This is a genomic window from Ruegeria sp. YTSA168, from assembly GCF_059610045.1.
Genome location: NZ_JBXWMW010000005.1, coordinates 69,464 through 87,707 on the forward strand (window position 1 = coordinate 69,464; position 18,244 = coordinate 87,707).

Here is an 18,244-nt window from a genome sequence, read left to right on the forward strand (position 1 = left end):
TGGGGTTCGGATGGACGTTAGTTCAGCCGCCCTCCGGCGTCCATGGCCCGCGCGACCTATTTTGATGTCAAATGATGTCGCTTTCAGACTCTTTTCAAAGGTCGATCTCGATCACGCCGTCCGGCTCTGCAGCGCGACTTTGGCACAGGATCATCACGCTTTCACGTTGTTTGGCCGACAGAACGAAATCACGGTGGTCTACGTCACCTGCCAGGACCCCACATTTACAGACCCCGCAAATCCCATCTGAGCATTTCACATCTACGTGAAACCCGGCCTCATTCAGGACCTGAGCCGCATCCTTGTTGGCTGGCACAGGCAATACCTGACCCGTAAGTGCGAGTTTGAGGCTGAACGGGTGATTTTCATATTCAGGCGTTTCCGGAACCGAGAAATACTCCAGATGCCGCGCGTCCTCAGGGAAACCTTGTCGAGTGGCCGCCTGCATCACGCCGTCCATGTAACGATCCGGTCCGCAGGTATAGACGTGCCACCCTTCGCGATAGCCCGATAGGATTGCATCCAGATCGGCACGGGTTCCTTCGCCCGAGAAATGATAGTGAACGCGATCTGCCCAAGGGGCTGCCGCCAGGTCTTCAAGATACCCGGCGCCGTCGCGCGTGCTGGCGGAATAGTGCAGTTCGAAATCCTGGCCCAGCGCATGCAAGCGATGGGCAAAGGCAATCATCGGCGTGATCCCGATACCGCCACCCATCAGGAAGGTCTTGGTCGCCGCTTCGTCCAGTTCGAAATGGTTGATCGGTTTTGAGATGAAAACTTTTCGCCCTTCGCTGAAGATACGATGCAAAAGGGCGGATCCGCCGCGCCCCTCATCCTCACGCAGCACACCGATCTGATAGGTTGTCCGGTCCGCAGGGTCGCCCGACATCGAGTACTGCCTTAGGAATTCGGGCGCGACCAGCACGTCCAGATGTGCGCCCGCTGTCCATCCCGGCAGGGGCGCACCATCCAGCGATGCGAACTCGTATTTGGTAACATCCGCTGTCATCTTATCGACCTTGGTCACGGCAACCCGCATCACAGGTGCGTCGCCTGCGATCTGATAGCGATGTACAACAGACAAATCCCCCGCAGCCTTGCGGGATTTGTATTCATCTGCCGAAACCATCGCCTGATACGCGGCGATCCCAGCCTCTCGATCCATGGCAAAGGGATAGGGCCACGGGTGCGGGGCCAGATTGGCAGGGTACACCGCCAAAGTCTGATCCTCGTACTTTAGGTCAAGCTCCCGTTGCAGATCACGGCGGTTAGGTGGATGGGTTGAGGGCCGATAAGATCCATCGCCCTGCAACTCGATATCCCACCACCATTTCTTGGTGTCATTCAGCCCGCCATTTCCAACTGCGTCATCAAGCCGTGCCAATGCGGGGGCTGCCTGCGGAATGTTCATCGCAGCCCAGCGAAAGGGGCGTTCCTTGAAGATGCCTTCGAGGTTCCAGGGGCAGGTTTTCATACAACGCCCACACATTGACCCGCCCGGCGTCGTGATCCGGTAGGTCGCACATTTCTGGCTGTCGGACTTCCAGATTTCATAGCCGTTGAACATCAGCTTAGGTCCGGCCGTAATCGCACCCGAGGGGCATTCACGCGCGCATTTGTTGCAGGATTCGCAAAACCTTTGCAGGCCAAAATCGATGGGTTTGTCATGATCGATCGGCATATCGGTTGTCACCACCCCCGATTTCAAACGCGGACCCAGATAGGGGTTCAGGATAACCTCTCCAATGCGGCTAACCTCACCCAATCCAGACAGCAGCAACAACGGCGGTTGCAGCACTTCGCCATCCATCACCGTGTGCGCCTTGGCCTTGTAGCCCAGGTTTCTGATCTGCTGCGCGATCACCCCGCCCAGCAGCGAAAACCTCAGATAGGCCCGCATGGATTGTGCAACGCTGATCCAGTCATCGCCGCTTGCGCCTTCCATCGTTTCATAGCCCTGATCGATGATCATGCTGACGGCCTGATCATGGGGCGGTACGATTTCTTCGCCCGTGGCGTCGTGGGAGTACCAACTCCAGTCCGGGCAGCGGCTGAGCCCGACAGCATCGACGCCCAGAAAGTAGCTGGCCGCCTTGATGTTGGCGGCGTTCCGAGCAGCGTCCGAGGGTTTGGGCACATCCGCACTGTCGCCATCCTGTAAAAGAACAAACGCGCCAAGGGCCCGGCGTTGCGCAAAGCTTGGGGCGGATTTGCGCACATAGTATCCGCCCTTTGCAGCATCTTGCAGATGTTTGCCCATATCCCCGAACTGGGCGCGGGCGAACATATCTGCGCGCTTGGGGACGCGGGCGACATTTTCTTCGTCGATATACGTGGTTGGTGTTTCGACCCGTTTCAAATCTTCAAACGGATGAGCGCCGTCTACATAGCGCCTTTTGGCATAAGAATCGCGGTTTAACGCATTTTTGGCAAACCCTGCGCCCAACCACCAAGCAGGGCCTTGAGTGTGGAACCAGGGCTGCTGCGCCATTGGGGCCAAAGGCTGATCATGCGCAATCTCCATCTCTGTGGTGACCGCAGCCAGCCCAAAACGCCGCCCCAACCAAGGGGCTACCAGCACCGAGTTCTCGACCGTGGCCAATCCAGCCGCCACGGCCAGTTTGCCCAGATCAACATCCGAGGACATGGCCGAATGCGCCCGCGCATCAAAGCCGAGCAATCGGATGTAGTTCGCAATAACCGTCGCGTTTTCAGTCGCCAAAAGGCAAGCACGGTGGTCCTGCGCATCCATGATCCAATCCGCGCCGGGTTCACCCGGATCAGGGTCGCGGTTGTGTTCGTACAGAAAAACAATGACATGGCGATGGTTATGGATCGGACCGGGCGTTGCCTCAACGCTGTCCTTCAAGTCCGCCATGATCACATCAATGCCAGAAGCCAACGTCTTGGTCTGACGATTGCGCAAGGCATGCGCCAAACGGTTGATATCGGGATTTCGGCGAGGTTGATCCAAGAAAGCGTCACGCGGCAGAGGCCCGCACCCCATCATTGACGCATCGTTGAAATATCCAAACGCTTTCAGATGGTTCGCGCGGGTCGCAGGATCGGCGGGGATATCCGATACGGTCGGGTTCACCAGACCATCTCGGATCGTGTCCATCATCGCCTGAAACTCACCCATCGCGTTAACGATGCTTTCAGGCTGTTCATCCCGGTTAAAGCTCAGCCGCGGCATATCAGACAGCGTTGACAGGTTGGGCATGGCGCTTTGGCGCGTCAGACGCTCCAACGGATATGGACCCATATGCACAGGTCGGTTCTTGTCCGAGAAAAATCGAATGCCCATAGAGCCCCCTTGCCTGATGACTGTCTAGCGCCCGGTGGACAGCAAATCCATTCATGCCTAATCATATATCATATGAAGAAAATCGATTTCACAGATCTTGACGGGAAGGTCCTGCGCGCATTTCTGACGATCCTTGAAGAGAGTTCTGTTTCGAAAGCTGCCGACCGGCTGGGCGTGACCCAATCCGCGATCAGCCATACATTAGGCAAACTGCGCCATGTGCTGGGTGACCCGCTTTTTGTGCGATCAGGTCAAGGGCTGACGCCGACGGAACGCGCCCTGTCCTTGAAAGAGCCGGTTCAAAACGTCCTCGACGGAATGCGTGCGCTTGCCGATGAGCGCCCGTTTGATCCGCAATCCGAAGAGACCAAAATCTCCATCGCAACCAATGATATGCCGCGCGAACTGATCTTTCCCGACCTTCTGCGCGCAACCCGCACTGAGGGGGTTCGGCTGAGGATCGACTTCATTGCCTCAGGCGTTCCGGACCCGGATGTGCTGCGCAGTGACAGATGCCAGCTGATGCTGACCCCTCTGCCCCCTGATGGGCCAGATATTCTACAGAAACGCCTGTTGTGCAGCCCCTTGATGGTGTTCTTCGACAGAACCCAACGCGATGCACCCGACAGCTGGGAAAGCTATTGCAAAAGCGACCATATCGATGTGCGGTTCCCCGATGGCCGCAGCGCGCGGGCAGTGATGCGTGGGGTGGATCAGAGCCAAATCCGCTCGCCCGTCGTGACCTTACCCCATTTCAACGCGATCCCCTCATTCGTCAAGGGAAGCACCCTGATTTCGACCGATACGGCGCTGATGAAACAAGGGCCGTTATCTGAACTGGACAGCGCGCCATTACCTTTCGAATGCGAACCTGTGTCCATCTACATGGTCTGGCATCAGCGCATGGCCAACGATCCCGCCCATCGCTGGTTGCGCAAACGGATTGAAGAGATCGCAGCGCGGTTAAGAAGTTGAACGTCAATCACCCGGTCAAAACCGTGCCTTGATCAGATGTGTCAGCGCAGCGCCCGTTTCGAAAAAGGTCCGTCGTAGACCGGTCCAGCGTTCTTGGTAGTTGGGTACAGCCGGAACAGGCAAGCAGGTCGGATCACCCGAAAGAAGACTTTGCGCCATCAGACGCCCGAATACAGTTCCGGGCCCGATGCCCCGACCGGAAAACCCATGCGCCGACAACGCATTGGGGCCAATCTGCGTGATCTTTGGAATGTGATCAGACGTCATGGCAATCCGACCGTGCCACCCCTCTACAAGGGGTTGATCTGAGAGTTGCGGATAAATCCGATCCAGTTTTCGTCTCACCCACGCGGCATGCACACCCCGCCCGGCACGACCCAAATCGCCCATACCACCGATGATCATCCGCCCGTCCCCGTCCAAACGAAACGAGGTCATAACCAACCCTGTATCCCAGCACCCTTCGCCCCCAGGCAGGATACTGGCTCGCAGATTGTGCGACAGGGGCGCGGTCGCATATTGGAAATAATAGACCGGAACATAGGCGGGAGCTGTATCATCAGGGCCCTGATGATACGCATTTGTGGCCTGAATAACGGCCTGTGCCCGTACCTCTCCCCGAGATGTCTCAAGCAACCACTTTCCCCCTTCGCGTCGCAGGTTACGAACCGCACTATCTGTATTGATATGCGCGCCAGCCTTGGAGGCCGCACGCGCCAGGCCTGTGGCAAATGCCATCGGCTGAATTGTGCCCGCGCGTGGATCGAAAAGCGCTCCGAAAAACGCGCTGCTGCCAGTTCTTTGTGCCGCTTCCTCCGCTGGTAACAACTCGACCGGCGCGCCACTGGTTGTTAGCTGCGTATGTCGTTTCTGCAGATCACGGAAACCAGAAGCAGAATGCGCGCAGTGAAGCGTTCCGTGTCGCACCGGCTCACAATTGATCCCATGTCGATCGATCAGATCGAATACATCCGCAGGTGCCTGCGCCAACAGATCGATCAGCCTGTCACCGGCTTCCTGCCCCAGATGGTTGCGGATATCTTCCGGTGGCAGCCAAAGCCCCGCATTGACCAGCCCCACATTGCGCCCGGACCCGCCATGCCCGATGCTTTTTGCTTCGAGCAAACAGACAGACGCACCTTGCTGCGCCGCATACAAAGCTGCCGAACAGCCCGTATAGCCACCGCCTATGATGGCAAGATCCACACTTATGTCAGACGACAGAGAGGTCGTTGGGACGCTTTCGCGACAGGTCGTCCGCCAAAGGGGATGCTCGGGAGTGTTCATGGCGCGTTTTTTGGTCATTCGATGCAGCCATAGCGCGTCATGGCAACCGATTCCAACCAAAGATCAAACCTGATCAAAAATCTGCGCGGCCTTTGGCCTTGCGTCCTGCGGACGGCAGGGGCCGGGCCAGCGCGGGCAAAGCCCGCGCTGGCCCGGCCCAACCATCACAGTCGTTTCGCCAGAAACGGCGAAGATGTGCGGGAGCCCCTTCTACACATCCAAAGACCGTGCAATCAGTTCCTTCATGACCTCATTGGTGCCGCCATAGATCATCTGCACGCGCGCATCGGCGTAGAGGCGGGCGATCGGGTACTCCATCATGAAACCATAGCCACCAAACAGTTGCAGGCATTCGTGCATGATTTCATTCTGTACCTCCGACCCCCAGTATTTGACCATCGAAGCCGTGGCAGCGTCCAACTCTCCAGCTTCCAGCTTGGCGATACAGTCGTTTACAAAACTGCGCAGCACTTCCGCCTTGGTCTTGCACTCTGCCAGCTTGAACCGCGTATTCTGGAAATCCATGACGCGCTGCCCAAAGGCTTTGCGCTCTTGCACATATTTCACTGTTTCGGCGATGGCGAAGTCGATCGCGCCCAAAGCCATCAAACCAATCGTCAACCGCTCCCACGGCAGTTGCTTCATCAGCTGATAGAACCCCTGACCTTCTTCCGCACCCAGCAGATTGGTCATTGGAACCTTGACGTCTTCAAAGAACAGCTCGGCGGTATCGTTGCCCTTCATGCCAAGTTTCTTGAGGTTCCGACCGCGGCGGAACCCTTCGGCCCCTTCTGTCTCAACCGCGATCAGCGAAACACCCTTGGCACCCAGAGATTTATCCGTCTTCGCCGCGACGATCACCAAATCCGCCGACTGACCATTGGTGATGAAGATTTTTGAGCCATTGAGCTTGTAGGAATTGCCATCCTTTTCAGCCACCGTCCGCACGGCCTGAACATCAGACCCGGTGCTAGGCTCAGTCATGGCCAAAGCCCCAACCATCTCACCTGATGCCAACTTGGGCAGCCACTTCCGTTTCTGGTCTTCGCTGCCATAGGCCGTGATGTAATGCGTCACAATGGATTGGATACCATAGCCCCAACCCGCATCACCTCTTGCAGTTTGTTCGTAAATGGTAACGGCATCAAACCCCATGCCGCCGCCAACACCACCATATTCCTCGGGGATTGCGCCAGCCATCAGGCCCGCCTGCCCTGCTTTGTGCCAGAACGCGCGATCTACCACGCCATTGTCGGCCCAAGTCTCGATATTGGGAACAAGTTCATCGTCCATGAACCGGCCTGCCATATCGGCAAACATGCGGTGTTCATCAGTGACCCAGGCGGCGGATGAAGAAAAAAGCGACATCTTAAGCTCTCCGATAAGTAGTTATCCAAAAACTACAGGTCTGCGCGCGTCCCGCCAATCCATGTGACGCGGCGTTTCTGGCAGTTTCAACGCTGCGTTCCTGCTTAAACCAAGTCAGATCTTGTCGTGTTTCCAAAGAAATGCCACGCGCGCCCTTGACCTTCCCGTCACTGGAACCCCCAACTAAGCAGCAACATAGGACCGGGATGAGTCGGATGGCGAACGCTCAGCAGATACAGATCAAAATCACAGGTATGAACTGCGCCTCTTGCGTTGCGCGGGTCGAAGCCGCGCTATCCGGCACCGAAGGTGTCAGAACCGCGACGGTCAACTTTGCGACCCAGTCGGCGCAGGTGGCCAGCGACACGCCTGTTTCTGTGTTGACCGACGCGTTGGAACAGGCCGGTTATCCTGCCGTCCTCAATGAGATTGTTCTCAAGATCGACGGCATGAATTGCGCATCATGCATTTCCAAGATCGAACGGTCGCTGGCCAAAGCGCCGGGCGTTGTCCGCGCCGATGTCAATCTGGCCACCCAGACAGCGCATGTAACCTATGCCGAGGGAAGTACTACGCCCGCCATTCTTGCAGGGATCGTCACAGATATAGGCTATCCCGCGCAGGTCAGCTCGTCAGAGGCGAATATCAGTTCGAACACAAATGAGGCGACAGACCTGCGCCGTGCGACGCTTCTTGCAGCAATCCTAGCCCTGCCGGTGTTTATCCTTGAGATGGGTGGTCACTTGGTCCCCGCCTTTCATCATTGGGTTCACGGAACCATCGGGGTACAGACCAGCCAGCTGATTCAGTTTGCACTAACCTCTGCCCTGCTGATCGGACCGGGGCGCATATTCTATCAAAAGGGTATCCCAGCGCTGCTGCGCGGCGCGCCTGACATGAATGCCTTGGTCGCGTTAGGAACGGGTGCCGCCTATCTGTATTCGTTCACGGCCGTTTTTGCGCTCGAGGTGTTGCCTCAGGGGTCAGCCAATATCTATTTCGAGTCCGCCGCCGTGATCGTGGTTTTGATCCTTCTGGGTCGCTGGCTCGAGGCGCGGGCAAAAGGCAAGACCGGCGCGGCAATTCGCAGGCTGGTCGGGTTGCAGCCCAAAACCGCTCGCGTCGAGATCGAAGGCGAGACCCAAGACCTCCCAATAGCTAATATAGCCGCCGGCAACATCTTGCATATCCGTCCGGGAGAGCGCATTCCGGTCGACGCGCAGGTGCTGGAAGGTAGCGCTTATGTCGATGAAAGCGTGATCACGGGCGAGCCGATCCCCGTGGGCAAAACCGCAGGTGACCCGGTTGTTGGCGGAACCGTCAACGGAACCGGTGCTTTGCGGGTCAAGGCCACACATGTGGGGGCTGATACCGTGTTGGCGCAGGTCATTCGGATGGTAGAACAGGCGCAGGGGGCCAAACTACCAATTCAAGGTTTAGTCGACCAAATCACCTATCGGTTTGTACCAGCAGTTATGGTCATTGCGGCTGTCACCGTTGTCGCTTGGCTGTTGCTGGGTCCGGCACCCGCCCTGTCACATGCCTTGGTCGCGGGGGTTTCAGTCCTGATTATCGCCTGTCCCTGCGCGATGGGTCTGGCCACGCCAACCTCGATCATGGTGGGAACGGGCCGCGCGGCTGAGCTGGGCGTGCTGTTCCGCAAAGGCGCTGCCTTGCAGCAATTGCAGCAGGCGAAGGTGATTGCGTTGGACAAAACCGGGACACTGACCCTTGGACATCCCGAACTGGACAGCATGACCCCCGTCAATGGTTTTGACGCGGCTGATGTTCTGCGCATCGCTGCGGCTTTGGAGGCGCGGTCTGAGCACCCTATTGCAACTGCAATCACTCGTGCTGGACCTGCCAATTTGCCGGAGGCCTCAGAGGTTCAATCACTCACCGGCCTTGGCCTGCAAGGGCGGGTCGAAGGTCAATCCGTTTCAATTGGCTCGCAATCGCTCATGGATCAGCTTGGGATTTCGGTAAGTGACCTCACACCCGAGGCCAATACCCGTGCCGCCGAAGGCGCAACACCCTTGTACGTGGCCATTGACGGGCAATTGGCGGCGGCGATCTATGTCTCGGACCCGATCAAACCCGGCACGCCCGAGGCGCTGAAGCGCTTAGGAGGAACAGGTGTAACCTTGGCCATGGTCACAGGCGACAACGCGCGCACGGCTCAGGCACTGGCGGATCGTTTGGGCATCAATCACGTCACGGCGGAAGTTCTGCCTGACGGAAAACGAGACGCGATTGATGAGTTGCGCGACAAGTTTGGCACGGTGGCTTTTGTCGGTGACGGTATCAACGATGCGCCCGCCCTCGCAGCCGCAGATATTGGCCTTGCGATTGGTACCGGCACAGATGTGGCAATCGAAACTGCTGATGTCGTTTTGATGTCAGGTGATCTGCGCGGAGTGGCGAATGCCGTCGAAATCAGCCGCCAGACATTGCGCAACATCCGCCAGAATCTGGGCTGGGCTTTCGGATACAACATCCTTCTGATCCCGGTGGCTGCGGGCGTGCTCTATCCTTTCGGTGGACTCTTGCTGTCGCCAGCACTGGCCGCCGGGGCCATGGCCCTGTCCAGCGTCTTTGTCGTTTCAAACGCCCTGCGCCTGCGCCGGGTGAGGGCCGACTTGCCGCATGCCGCGTTCGGCACATCCAGAGAGGTCCCCGCATGAATATTGGAGATGTCGCCTCCCGCACGGGGCTACCTGCAAAGACCATCCGCTATTACGAAGAGATCGATCTGATCAAACCGCTGCGCGACGATAATGGGTATCGTGTTTTTCGCGCTCAGGATTTGCATAAGCTGAATTTCCTGGGGCGTACCCGCGCATTGGGATTCACGATTGAGGATTGCCGGACGTTGCTTGCCTTGTATGAGGATGAAACCCGCGCCAGCGCAGATGTGAAACGCGTGGCCCGAGATCATCTGGCGCAGATCGATGCGAAAATCGCGGATCTGAAAGCCATGCGGGATACGCTTGGTCATCTTATTGATGCCTGTGCTGGGGATGATCGGCCCGATTGTCCGATCTTGCAAGATCTTGGCGGCAGGCCCTGACGCGGGGTTGCCCTTTGGGCGCAGCTTTGCTTTGTCTCTGCCCAACCGGTCTTGCCTGCGGAACATCGCAGGCCACAAGGCCCGATATCAGAGAGGTTTTTCAAAATGGCAAAAGTTGCGTTTCTTGGCCTGGGTGTCATGGGTTACCCAATGGCGGGGCATTTGCAGGCTGCAGGTCATGACGTAACCGTCTACAATCGCACCGCCGCAAAGGCCCAAGCCTGGGTGGACCAACATGGTGGATCAATGGCGACCACTCCGCTAACTGCCGCGCAGGGGACCGAGTTTGTCATGGCTTGTGTCGGCAATGATGATGACCTGCGTATGGTCTGCACGGGCGATGATGGGGCCTTTCACGGTATGGCCTCAGGCACAACATTTGTCGATCACACCACAGTTTCCGCCAAAGTGACCCGCGAGCTGTATGCAGCATGTCAAAGCAAGGGCATCGCTTTTGTAGATGCCCCGATCTCGGGCGGTCAGGCCGGTGCCGAGAATGGCGTTCTGTCTATCATGTGCGGCGGGGATCAGGCCGCTTACGAGGCTGCCGAACCCATCATGCAGGTCTATTCAAAAATCTGCCGTCGGATCGGTGACAGTGGCGCAGGACAGATGACCAAGATGTGCAATCAGATCGCCATCGCCGGTCTGGTTCAGGGCCTCAGCGAAGCGCTGCATTTTGCCGAGAAGGCCGGGCTGGACGGCCGTTCGGTCGTCGAGGTGATCAGCCAGGGCGCGGCGGGCAGCTGGCAGATGTCCAACCGGTTCGAGACCATGCTGGACGATCACTTTGATCATGGGTTCGCGGTGGACTGGATGCGCAAGGATCTGGGGATCTGCCTCGACACAGCCAATGACACAGGGGCGTCCCTGCCCGTCACAGCGCTGGTCGATCAATTCTATAAGGATGTGCAAAAACTGGGCGGCGGACGATGGGATACATCGTCATTGTTCAAACGTTTGCGCGCTTTGGGTTGATGTAAGGGGGGGCTGTCTGCCCCCCGCCGCGCCTTTCGGCGCGCCTCCCCCCGAGGATATTTTTGGCCAGATGAAGGGTGAAGCCTTCGGTCAGAAGGAAAAGGTATGAGCGATTTGATTGCTTTCTGGACAGCAGCATTGCGGGCGCAATGGGGGCTTGAGGCCCGTTTGACACGGCTGGATGGCGAATTTGATCTGAACTTTCTGGTCGAGGCCAAGAACGGGCAGGATTATGTTCTTAAGGTCATGCGTGCGGGATGCGAAGCCAGCCTTGTGGATTTGCAAATCGAGGCGTTGGAACACCTATCGTCAGCGGCACCAGGCCTGCCTTTTCCAAAGGTTTTTGCCAATTTGAATGGGGGTCTGTTGGCTGAGCTTCAGGACGAGACCGGCACCCCGCGCCTGGTTTGGCTATTGGAGCGCTTACCCGGTCAATGCTACGCCAAGGTGGCACCAAAGAGTGAAGAGTTGATCCTGAAACTCGGGCGTGTACTTGGTGCGACGGATCGTGCGTTAGAGGGATTCACCCATGAGGCCTTGGAGCGGGCAGAATTCAAATGGGACCTCATGCAGGCCAGCTGGATTGAGGCGCATCTGGAGGCTGTCTCGAACCCGGATCGGCGCATGTTGGTAGCAGAAGTTGCGCAAGGGTTCAGGGCTGTTTCAGAACAGCTTGCGCGATTACCCAAGCAGGCCATTCACAATGATGCAAATGACCACAATATTCTGGTCGATGGCGATTTTGGGCAACGACGGACAGTTTCGGGCCTGATTGATCTGGGCGATATGTGCGCAGCCCCTCGGGTTTGCGATCTGGCGATCGCGGCGGCTTATATCGTTCTGGATCATCCCAAACCCGAACGCGCGCTGACCGCATTGGTGCGTGGATATCACGCCGCCAACCGTCTGAGCGCCGAGGAAATCGATCTTATCTGGCCGCTGCTGCGCATGCGTCTGGCGGTGTCAGTTATAAACTCGACCCTGATGGCGGTGAAAAATCCAGACGATCCTTATGTCACGATTTCGCAAGCGCCTGCATGGCGGTTCTTGGAAAGCGCATCTGTCAACGGCGGCCTGATGCCTGCACGCCTGCGTGCAGCCTGCGGCCTGCCCGTGACCGACGGGGCTGATCGTGTTCGCACCTTCCTTGCCGAACATCGCGGCGGGTTCGCACCGATGTTCGGAGAAGACCTGAGCGACGCTCCCATGGGGTCTTTGTCTGTTGAAAACTCGGTCTGGCCACAAAACCCGTTCCACATGCCGCTGGAAGAAGCGGCACGCGTGGGGGAGGAGTTCGGGGACGGGCTCTGGCTGGGCTACTATAACGAACCGCGCCTGATCTATGCGGAGCCTGGGTTTCGGAATGGTCCGTGGAAAGCCTCGGACCGGCGGACCGTGCATCTGGCCGTGGATGTGTTCGCACCAGCGGGCACGGCTTTACATGCACCACTGAGCGGGCGAGTTGAGGTTGCGGAGAATCGGAACTCTCACCTGGATTATGGCGGCGTGGTGATCCTGCGTCATGAAACGCCCGAGGGCGATCCGTTTTACACACTCTATGGTCATCTGGACCCTGAGGTTTGTGAGCGGCTAAAACCCGGCGATCCGGTTGCCCAAGGCGCAGCCTTTGCCCGGTTAGGGGATGCCAGCCAGAATGGCGGATGGGCCCCGCATGTACATTTCCAGCTGGCGCTGACCACGGTAGGAATGGAAGCTGAATGGCCCGGCGTTGGCGACCCGGATGAGCTGTTCCTATGGCACCAACTCTGCCCAAACCCGGCGGCGTTGCTGAATCTGCCGGACGAAAAGGTATTCTACAAACCTAGCGACAAAAGCACTGTTCTGCAGGGTCGACATGATCATTTCGGCGGCAACCTCAGCCTAACCTACGATGACCCTGTCATGCTGGTGCGGGGTTGGAAACATCACCTGTTCGATGAATGGGGCCGTCCGTATCTGGATGCTTACAACAACGTGCCGCATGTCGGGCATGCGCATCCGAGAATACAGGCCGTTGCTGCGGATCAGCTGAAACGGATGAACTCGAACACGCGCTATCTACATCCGGCACAAACGGCGTTTGCTGATAAGGTATTGTCCAAACTGCCTGATCATTTACAGGTGTGCTTCTTCGTCAATTCCGGCACCGAAGCCAATGAACTTGCGCTGAGGCTGGCCCGCGCCCATACCGGCGCCAAAGGGATCGTGACCCCGGATCATGGGTATCACGGTAACACAAACGCAACCGTGGCGATTTCTGCTTATAAATTCAACAAACCCGGCGGCGTTGGGCAGGCCGATTGGGTGGAACTGGTCGAAGTGGCTGACGACTATCGCGGATCGTTCAAACGGGACGACCCCGACCGAGCCACTAAATTCGCCGCGCTTGTGGAGCCCGCCATTGCCGCACTCCGCGACAGTGGCCATGGGATTGCGGGTTTTATCGCCGAAACCTTCCCTTCGGTTGGGGGGCAGATCATCCCCCCGAAAGGATATCTGCCTGCGATATATGAGAAAATTCGGGCTGCAGGGGGCGTTTGTATCGCCGATGAGGTGCAGACCGGGCTGGGGCGTTTAGGGGAGTATTACTTCGGCTTCGAACATCAGGGGGCGTTGCCTGATATCGTTGTGCTGGGCAAACCCATCGGCAATGGGCACCCCCTTGGCGTTGTGATCACGACAGAGGAGATCGCCCAAAGTTTTGACAACGGGATCGAGTTCTTTTCAACCTTTGGAGGTTCAACCCTTTCCTGCCGGATCGGTAAAGAGGTGTTGGACATCGTCGATGACGAGGGCCTGCAGGGTAATGCGTGGGCCATGGGCGCACGGTTGATCGCAGGGCTGAAACAGATTGAATCTGATTTCGCATGCGTCGGGGATGTACGCGGGATGGGCCTGTTCCTGGGGGTTGAGCTTATCAACCCAGATGGCTCGGAAAGCACCAAGATCTGCCAATATGTCAAGAACCGGATGCGCGATCATCGCATCCTGATCGGCAGCGAGGGGCCCAAGGATAACATCCTGAAAATCCGCCCCCCTCTGACCATCGAAGCCGAAGATGTGGATATGATCCTATGGGCGCTGCGGGATGTGTTGTCAGAGGTTGGAGATTATACCCCCGCACCGGCGCGCGATCATGATCACCATCACGCCGGATGCGGGTGTTGTTAAGGGGGCTAATGCAAAGCGGTTGATGATGTCTGATGACCGGTGCTTGGCAGCGGTACAGATTTCATCATCCGGCGCAGGGCAAAGCCCAATTCCTCGGACAATGACGCCAGTGCGGGGGCAAAATCCGGTCGCACGATCAAAGACGCCATCATCATGGCATCCTCGCGCGCGCCATCGGCCGCCGCACCGATCATCTGCGCAAAACAGTTCTCATCGGCACCAAGGCAAGCGCATCCCAGACCGTGCCGTACCAACTGACGGCGACCGTGAGTGGCGCAAAGCGAGCATAGCCTGTCCAGCGTCAGCATCGCGGCCTGTCCCTGATCCTCACCCAGCGCGATATCAAAGTCGCTTGCAGCGTCTGCACGGCCTGCTGGGCCATCGCCCCACAGCCGCAAATACATCACAGCGCCTGCTTCGATTGGGCTCAGGTCGGACAGCCGGCCAACAGCTGCGCCGCCCCGAGGTGACATGCCGCTCATTTCGTGAGGATCAGCTTACCCGCGCGGGTGATCCGCAGGGTGTACAATTGGTCCCCCAGCTCGATATGCGCAAGATTGCCACCTTTGGTCAGATCATCGGCTTTGTAAGATGGCAAGATGGATACAGCATAGGATTGGCTGGGATTCGGGTTCTGCACATTCATCGGTCAACTCCAGAAGGGTCAAGGCAAACGCCTGATCTGTTCGCGTTTCTCAAGTTCTGGCTGACCCGAAACCGGGTTGGCTCATTGTCTTGCCCTTTAATCTGATTAATTTAGTAAGGTATGTCAAGCACCCAATCTCACAATACCTATGATTGCCGGTTTACGACCCGAGTTTCCGCGCGCTAGACAGCAAATCAAACGGCAAAGAAGGAATGCAGCCCATGGCGGCGGTAATCATTTTCGACCTTGATGGAACACTTGTCGACAGTCTTGGAGATATCGCCGCAGCGGCCAACCGAACGCTGGAGGACATCCATTTTCCGCCTCTGCCGAAAGAGGTCATTGCCTCTTTCGTAGGCAACGGACTGCCCAAGCTGGTTGAACGTATGACCCGTCACGTCGGGCTTCCTGCGGAACGACATGCTGAATTGACAAAACGCATGCAAGTTCACTACGCCAACGCTGCCAGCAGCACGACTGTTCCTTATCCGGGCATCCCTGACGCATTGGAAGATTTGCGGGCCATGGGCTATTCCTTCGGGGTATGTACTAACAAACCCGAAGCCCCCGCGCGCCACATTCTGGATGCGCTGGATCTGTCGCGATTCTTCGATGTGGTTCTGGGCGGAGACAGCATGGCGATGCGCAAACCGGATCCTCGGCATCTGCTGGCTAGCTTTGACGCAATAGGCAGCACAGGGACACGCCTTTTTGTCGGCGACAGCGAAGTCGATGCCGAAACGGCGATCCGAGCTGAAACTCCGTTTCTATTATTCACGCAAGGCTATCGGAAATCACCCGTTGCCAGTATCCCACACACAGCGGCCTACGATAGTGCAGCAGAGTTGCCATCGCGGGTTGCTCAGATGCTTGAGCCTACAGGCAAAGTGATCTGATCCCCCAAAAACTAAGTGAGGGGCCGGCCAGAAGGGGGTATAGGCCAGCCCCTCATCGGGGAAAAACTATTTGGTCGCGCACGACCTGATAGACTTCACCTTGATACCGCATCCCAAACTGGCGCGATATTGGGGGTTTCCCGTAGCGAAACAAAAATCTTAAAAAATATTGGATTGGAGCACTGTGTCAGGGCGTCAACTCCATCCCATCCAACCCGCCAAAATATCAAAAACGTTTTTCAATATATGAAAAAATCTGAGTTCCTCGTACTATTCCTGCAAGACTCAGGAGGGTCCAAAATTGGACATTCAGAAACGGCCGCGAGGTAGGCCCAAATCACTGTTTAAGGAAAGTTCCGCTGGGACGCTGCAATCTCTGGATCGCGCACTGGAGGCGCTCAGCACCCTTGCACGGCTCGAACGCTGCACCCTCAGCGATCTCAGCCGCGAAACGGGAATACCCACCGCCACCACACATCGTATCCTGACCACGTTGGCCAAGCACAGTTTTGTCCGGTTCGACGATATGCGCCAGGAATGGATGATCGGGATCGAAGCCTATCGCGCCGGTGCTTCGTTCCTCAAACGCAACAGTGTGATCGAGGTTTCGCAACCCATCATGCACCGGCTGATGAACGATACCGGAGAAACGGCGAATCTGGCCGTTCCCGATGCGAGTGACGTTGTATTTGTGGGCCAGATCGAAACCAAAAACCCGATCCGCGCGTTCTTTCCGCCCGGAGCACGGTCACCGATGTATGCCTCGGGCATTGGCAAGGCCATCCTGTCAGCGATGGAGCCTGAGGCCGTTTCAAGGGTATTGACCGCGAGCGAACCCGAGGCTTTTACCGAACGAACGCTGAGTGATCCCAATGCGATGATGGCTGATCTTGAAACCACCCGGCAGCGTGGGTGGTCATATGACGTAGAAGAACGCTATGTAGGGATGTCCTGCATTGGCGCGGTTATCTTCAACGAACAAAACAGTCCATGCGCCGGGATTTCTGTGTCTGGCCCGACGGCCCGCTTTAACCCTGATACGGTCGAGAACCTTGGCAGGCTGGTTGCCGAAGCCGCGCGCGACATCACCCTGGCGGTCGGAGGACGCTCCAGGTAGTTCAGATGTCTTGCCCCGGAGGGTCCAGCAAGCCACCCGGCTGCAACAAAGCCCGTTCTGATAGCCAGGGATTAAGCTCTAGCGCTTCTTTCAGTGTGGCCCTGGCCTCGTCCAGCCGTTTCAAACCCATCAACGACAACGCCCGTCCACTGATTGCAGCAACATGGTTCGGCGACAAGTCAATCGCCACATCCAGATCTTGCAGGGCCGATCCGAAATCCTGCCTGAGATAGTTCACAAAGGCCCGCTGGTTATAGCCTTCGGCAAATTCCGGACAATATTCAACCAACTGATTAAGCTCTTCCAAAGCTCCGACCAGATCCCAAGCCTCGCGCCGCGCCATACCGCGATCTAGAAGGGTCTGTGACTTTGCGTCGGGCGCATCTGTCCAAAGCTCCCACATCTGGTTGGAAAACGTGCGCGCCACAGCCTCCGACTCGGCTTTTTGAAGCTGTGAAATCAGATCGCTCACCCCTTGCGTATGATCCGGAGCATCCGGGCAGGTCTGCGCGGCTGCGGAAGTGGTCAGAGCGACGCCAATGATCAGGCCATAGAACACGTGTGTCATACCTCAAGGATGACCTTGTTCCGCGTTCTGTCAAGTTGCAGCGGAAGGGCTTCGTTGTTGCTTAGTGCGGCATAAGCTGTCCTTGACGCCGGGCGTGGAAAAGCCCAGCGTCGCGCCATGTTTCCGATCCGCGATCATAACCCCTCGGGGCGCACGCCCTATGTCGTCTACGCACTCATGGCCGCCAATATCCTGATCTTTGTCAGCTATGTGGGGATCATGAATGACGCGCCGCTGATCAACCGGTTGTACTACGACTACGCGATCATTCCCGCGCGCATCGCGGATGGCTATGCGTTCGAAACCTTTGTAACATCCATGTTTCTACATGGCGGTTGGATGCATCTGGCAGGCAACATGCTGTTTCTATGGATTTTCGGCGACAACCTGGAAGATGAGATGGGCCATCTGCCCTTTCTTCTGTTCTACCTTGTGGCGGGGGTCGGTGCCGGGTTGATCCATGTCATCACCGCGCCCGACTCGATGGTGCCAACCATCGGCGCGTCTGGCGCAATTGCCGGAGTGATGGGCGGGTATCTTCTGCTGTTTCCGAAAGCCCGCGTCGACATCCTGCTGATCCTGATCGTGTATTTCCGGGTCTTTTCGATCCCGGCCTTTGTGATGCTGGGTGTCTGGTTGGGAATGCAATTTGTGGGCAGCTTGAACAGCAACCCCGACGAAGGCGGCGTTGCCTATTGGGCCCATACCGGTGGGTTTGTCGTCGGATTGATCCTGTGCATTCCACTGTGGTTGAAACGCGGTGGCGTCGCGTATTGGGATCGCACCCATGGCCATCCGCCGCATCCCGAAGCAAAATACAAACTGTCGCAATCCCGCATCCCGCGCGTGCCGCGCAGGTAA

At 57.3% G+C, this 18,244-nt stretch carries 14 protein-coding genes; 8 read left to right on the forward strand and 6 right to left on the reverse strand.

All coding sequences use genetic code 11. From position 1 onward, the window contains the following. Window positions 1-94: 94 nt before the first annotated feature. Window positions 95-3,307 (reverse strand): reductive dehalogenase, encoded by a 3,213-nt coding sequence (locus AC2FFE_RS11695; protein WP_496846708.1) that lies wholly within the window; start codon window positions 3,305-3,307, stop codon window positions 95-97. A 72-nt stretch (window positions 3,308-3,379) separates the two neighbouring features. Between AC2FFE_RS11695 and AC2FFE_RS11700 the strand changes: the two genes are divergently transcribed. Then, the gene (locus AC2FFE_RS11700) at window positions 3,380-4,282 is read left to right on the forward strand and encodes a LysR family transcriptional regulator (protein ID WP_496820724.1); all 903 of its coding nucleotides are present in this window, start codon (window positions 3,380-3,382) and stop codon (window positions 4,280-4,282) included. A gap of 15 nt (window positions 4,283-4,297) precedes the next feature. Here AC2FFE_RS11700 and AC2FFE_RS11705 read toward each other — a convergent pair whose 3' ends face one another. Both AC2FFE_RS11705 and AC2FFE_RS11710 read right to left on the reverse strand, forming a co-directional pair. Continuing rightward, complete coding sequence (locus tag AC2FFE_RS11705; RefSeq protein WP_496820777.1) at window positions 4,298-5,569, reverse strand: NAD(P)/FAD-dependent oxidoreductase; 1,272 nt, start codon at window positions 5,567-5,569, stop codon at window positions 4,298-4,300. A gap of 210 nt (window positions 5,570-5,779) precedes the next feature. Next, the gene (locus AC2FFE_RS11710) at window positions 5,780-6,937 is read right to left on the reverse strand and encodes an acyl-CoA dehydrogenase family protein (RefSeq protein ID WP_496820372.1); all 1,158 of its coding nucleotides are present in this window, start codon (window positions 6,935-6,937) and stop codon (window positions 5,780-5,782) included. A gap of 215 nt (window positions 6,938-7,152) precedes the next feature. Between AC2FFE_RS11710 and AC2FFE_RS11715 the strand changes: the two genes are divergently transcribed. The 4 genes from AC2FFE_RS11715 (at window position 7,153) to AC2FFE_RS11730 (ending at window position 14,156) form a co-directional block, all read left to right on the forward strand. Beyond that, the gene (locus AC2FFE_RS11715) at window positions 7,153-9,621 is read left to right on the forward strand and encodes a heavy metal translocating P-type ATPase (protein ID WP_496820376.1); all 2,469 of its coding nucleotides are present in this window, start codon (window positions 7,153-7,155) and stop codon (window positions 9,619-9,621) included. Next, window positions 9,618-10,007 carry a Cu(I)-responsive transcriptional regulator gene (gene cueR, locus AC2FFE_RS11720; protein WP_496820371.1) on the forward strand — a complete coding sequence of 130 codons (390 nt, stop codon included), beginning with the start codon at window positions 9,618-9,620 and terminating at the stop codon, window positions 10,005-10,007. Before AC2FFE_RS11715 ends, cueR begins: the two co-directional genes overlap by 4 nt. A 105-nt stretch (window positions 10,008-10,112) precedes the next feature. Further along, complete coding sequence (locus AC2FFE_RS11725) at window positions 10,113-10,985, forward strand: NAD(P)-dependent oxidoreductase (RefSeq protein WP_496846709.1); 873 nt, start codon at window positions 10,113-10,115, stop codon at window positions 10,983-10,985. 105 nt (window positions 10,986-11,090) lie between these two features. Continuing rightward, complete coding sequence (locus AC2FFE_RS11730; RefSeq protein ID WP_496846710.1) at window positions 11,091-14,156, forward strand: aminotransferase class III-fold pyridoxal phosphate-dependent enzyme; 3,066 nt, start codon at window positions 11,091-11,093, stop codon at window positions 14,154-14,156. Window positions 14,157-14,161: 5 nt separating this feature from the next. Here the strand turns inward: AC2FFE_RS11730 and AC2FFE_RS11735 are convergent, their stop codons facing one another. Both AC2FFE_RS11735 and hemP read right to left on the reverse strand, forming a co-directional pair. Continuing rightward, window positions 14,162-14,638 carry a hypothetical protein gene (locus AC2FFE_RS11735; RefSeq protein WP_496820368.1) on the reverse strand — a complete coding sequence of 159 codons (477 nt, stop codon included), beginning with the start codon at window positions 14,636-14,638 and terminating at the stop codon, window positions 14,162-14,164. Then, window positions 14,635-14,802 carry a hemin uptake protein HemP gene (gene hemP, locus AC2FFE_RS11740; RefSeq protein ID WP_496820367.1) on the reverse strand — a complete coding sequence of 56 codons (168 nt, stop codon included), beginning with the start codon at window positions 14,800-14,802 and terminating at the stop codon, window positions 14,635-14,637. The genes AC2FFE_RS11735 and hemP overlap by 4 nt, the downstream gene beginning before the upstream one ends. 221 nt (window positions 14,803-15,023) lie before the next feature. Here hemP and gph point away from each other — a divergent pair, with 221 nt between their 5' ends. Continuing rightward, window positions 15,024-15,698 carry a phosphoglycolate phosphatase gene (gph, locus tag AC2FFE_RS11745; RefSeq protein ID WP_496846711.1) on the forward strand — a complete coding sequence of 225 codons (675 nt, stop codon included), beginning with the start codon at window positions 15,024-15,026 and terminating at the stop codon, window positions 15,696-15,698. A 301-nt stretch (window positions 15,699-15,999) separates the two neighbouring features. Continuing rightward, window positions 16,000-16,815, forward strand: coding sequence for an IclR family transcriptional regulator (locus AC2FFE_RS11750; protein WP_496846712.1), 816 nt, complete (start codon window positions 16,000-16,002; stop codon window positions 16,813-16,815). Between the two features lies 1 nt (window position 16,816). On the opposite strand, the gene AC2FFE_RS11755 is transcribed toward AC2FFE_RS11750, so the two are convergent. Beyond that, window positions 16,817-17,383, reverse strand: coding sequence for a tetratricopeptide repeat protein (locus tag AC2FFE_RS11755; RefSeq protein WP_496846713.1), 567 nt, complete (start codon window positions 17,381-17,383; stop codon window positions 16,817-16,819). Window positions 17,384-17,500: 117 nt separating this feature from the next. Here AC2FFE_RS11755 and AC2FFE_RS11760 point away from each other — a divergent pair, with 117 nt between their 5' ends. Continuing rightward, window positions 17,501-18,244: a rhomboid family intramembrane serine protease gene (locus AC2FFE_RS11760; protein WP_496846714.1), complete on the forward strand. Its 744-nt coding sequence runs from the start codon at window positions 17,501-17,503 to the stop codon at window positions 18,242-18,244.

Excerpts from the sequence above, each read along its gene's own strand:
- AC2FFE_RS11710 (WP_496820372.1), bottom strand. The coding sequence starts at position 6,937 with ATGTCGCTTTTTTCTTCATCCGCCGCCTGGGTCACTGATGAACACCGC.
- AC2FFE_RS11730 (WP_496846710.1), top strand. The coding sequence starts at position 11,091 with ATGAGCGATTTGATTGCTTTCTGGACAGCAGCATTGCGGGCGCAATGG.
- AC2FFE_RS11705 (WP_496820777.1), bottom strand. The coding sequence starts at position 5,569 with ATGAACACTCCCGAGCATCCCCTTTGGCGGACGACCTGTCGCGAAAGC.
- hemP (WP_496820367.1), bottom strand. The coding sequence starts at position 14,802 with ATGAATGTGCAGAACCCGAATCCCAGCCAATCCTATGCTGTATCCATC.
- AC2FFE_RS11760 (WP_496846714.1), top strand. The coding sequence starts at position 17,501 with ATGTTTCCGATCCGCGATCATAACCCCTCGGGGCGCACGCCCTATGTC.
- cueR (WP_496820371.1), top strand. The coding sequence starts at position 9,618 with ATGAATATTGGAGATGTCGCCTCCCGCACGGGGCTACCTGCAAAGACC.
- AC2FFE_RS11755 (WP_496846713.1), bottom strand. The coding sequence starts at position 17,383 with ATGACACACGTGTTCTATGGCCTGATCATTGGCGTCGCTCTGACCACT.
- gph (WP_496846711.1), top strand. The coding sequence starts at position 15,024 with ATGGCGGCGGTAATCATTTTCGACCTTGATGGAACACTTGTCGACAGT.
- AC2FFE_RS11695 (WP_496846708.1), bottom strand. The coding sequence starts at position 3,307 with ATGGGCATTCGATTTTTCTCGGACAAGAACCGACCTGTGCATATGGGT.
- AC2FFE_RS11725 (WP_496846709.1), top strand. The coding sequence starts at position 10,113 with ATGGCAAAAGTTGCGTTTCTTGGCCTGGGTGTCATGGGTTACCCAATG.
- AC2FFE_RS11715 (WP_496820376.1), top strand. The coding sequence starts at position 7,153 with ATGGCGAACGCTCAGCAGATACAGATCAAAATCACAGGTATGAACTGC.
- AC2FFE_RS11700 (WP_496820724.1), top strand. The coding sequence starts at position 3,380 with ATGAAGAAAATCGATTTCACAGATCTTGACGGGAAGGTCCTGCGCGCA.
- AC2FFE_RS11735 (WP_496820368.1), bottom strand. The coding sequence starts at position 14,638 with ATGAGCGGCATGTCACCTCGGGGCGGCGCAGCTGTTGGCCGGCTGTCC.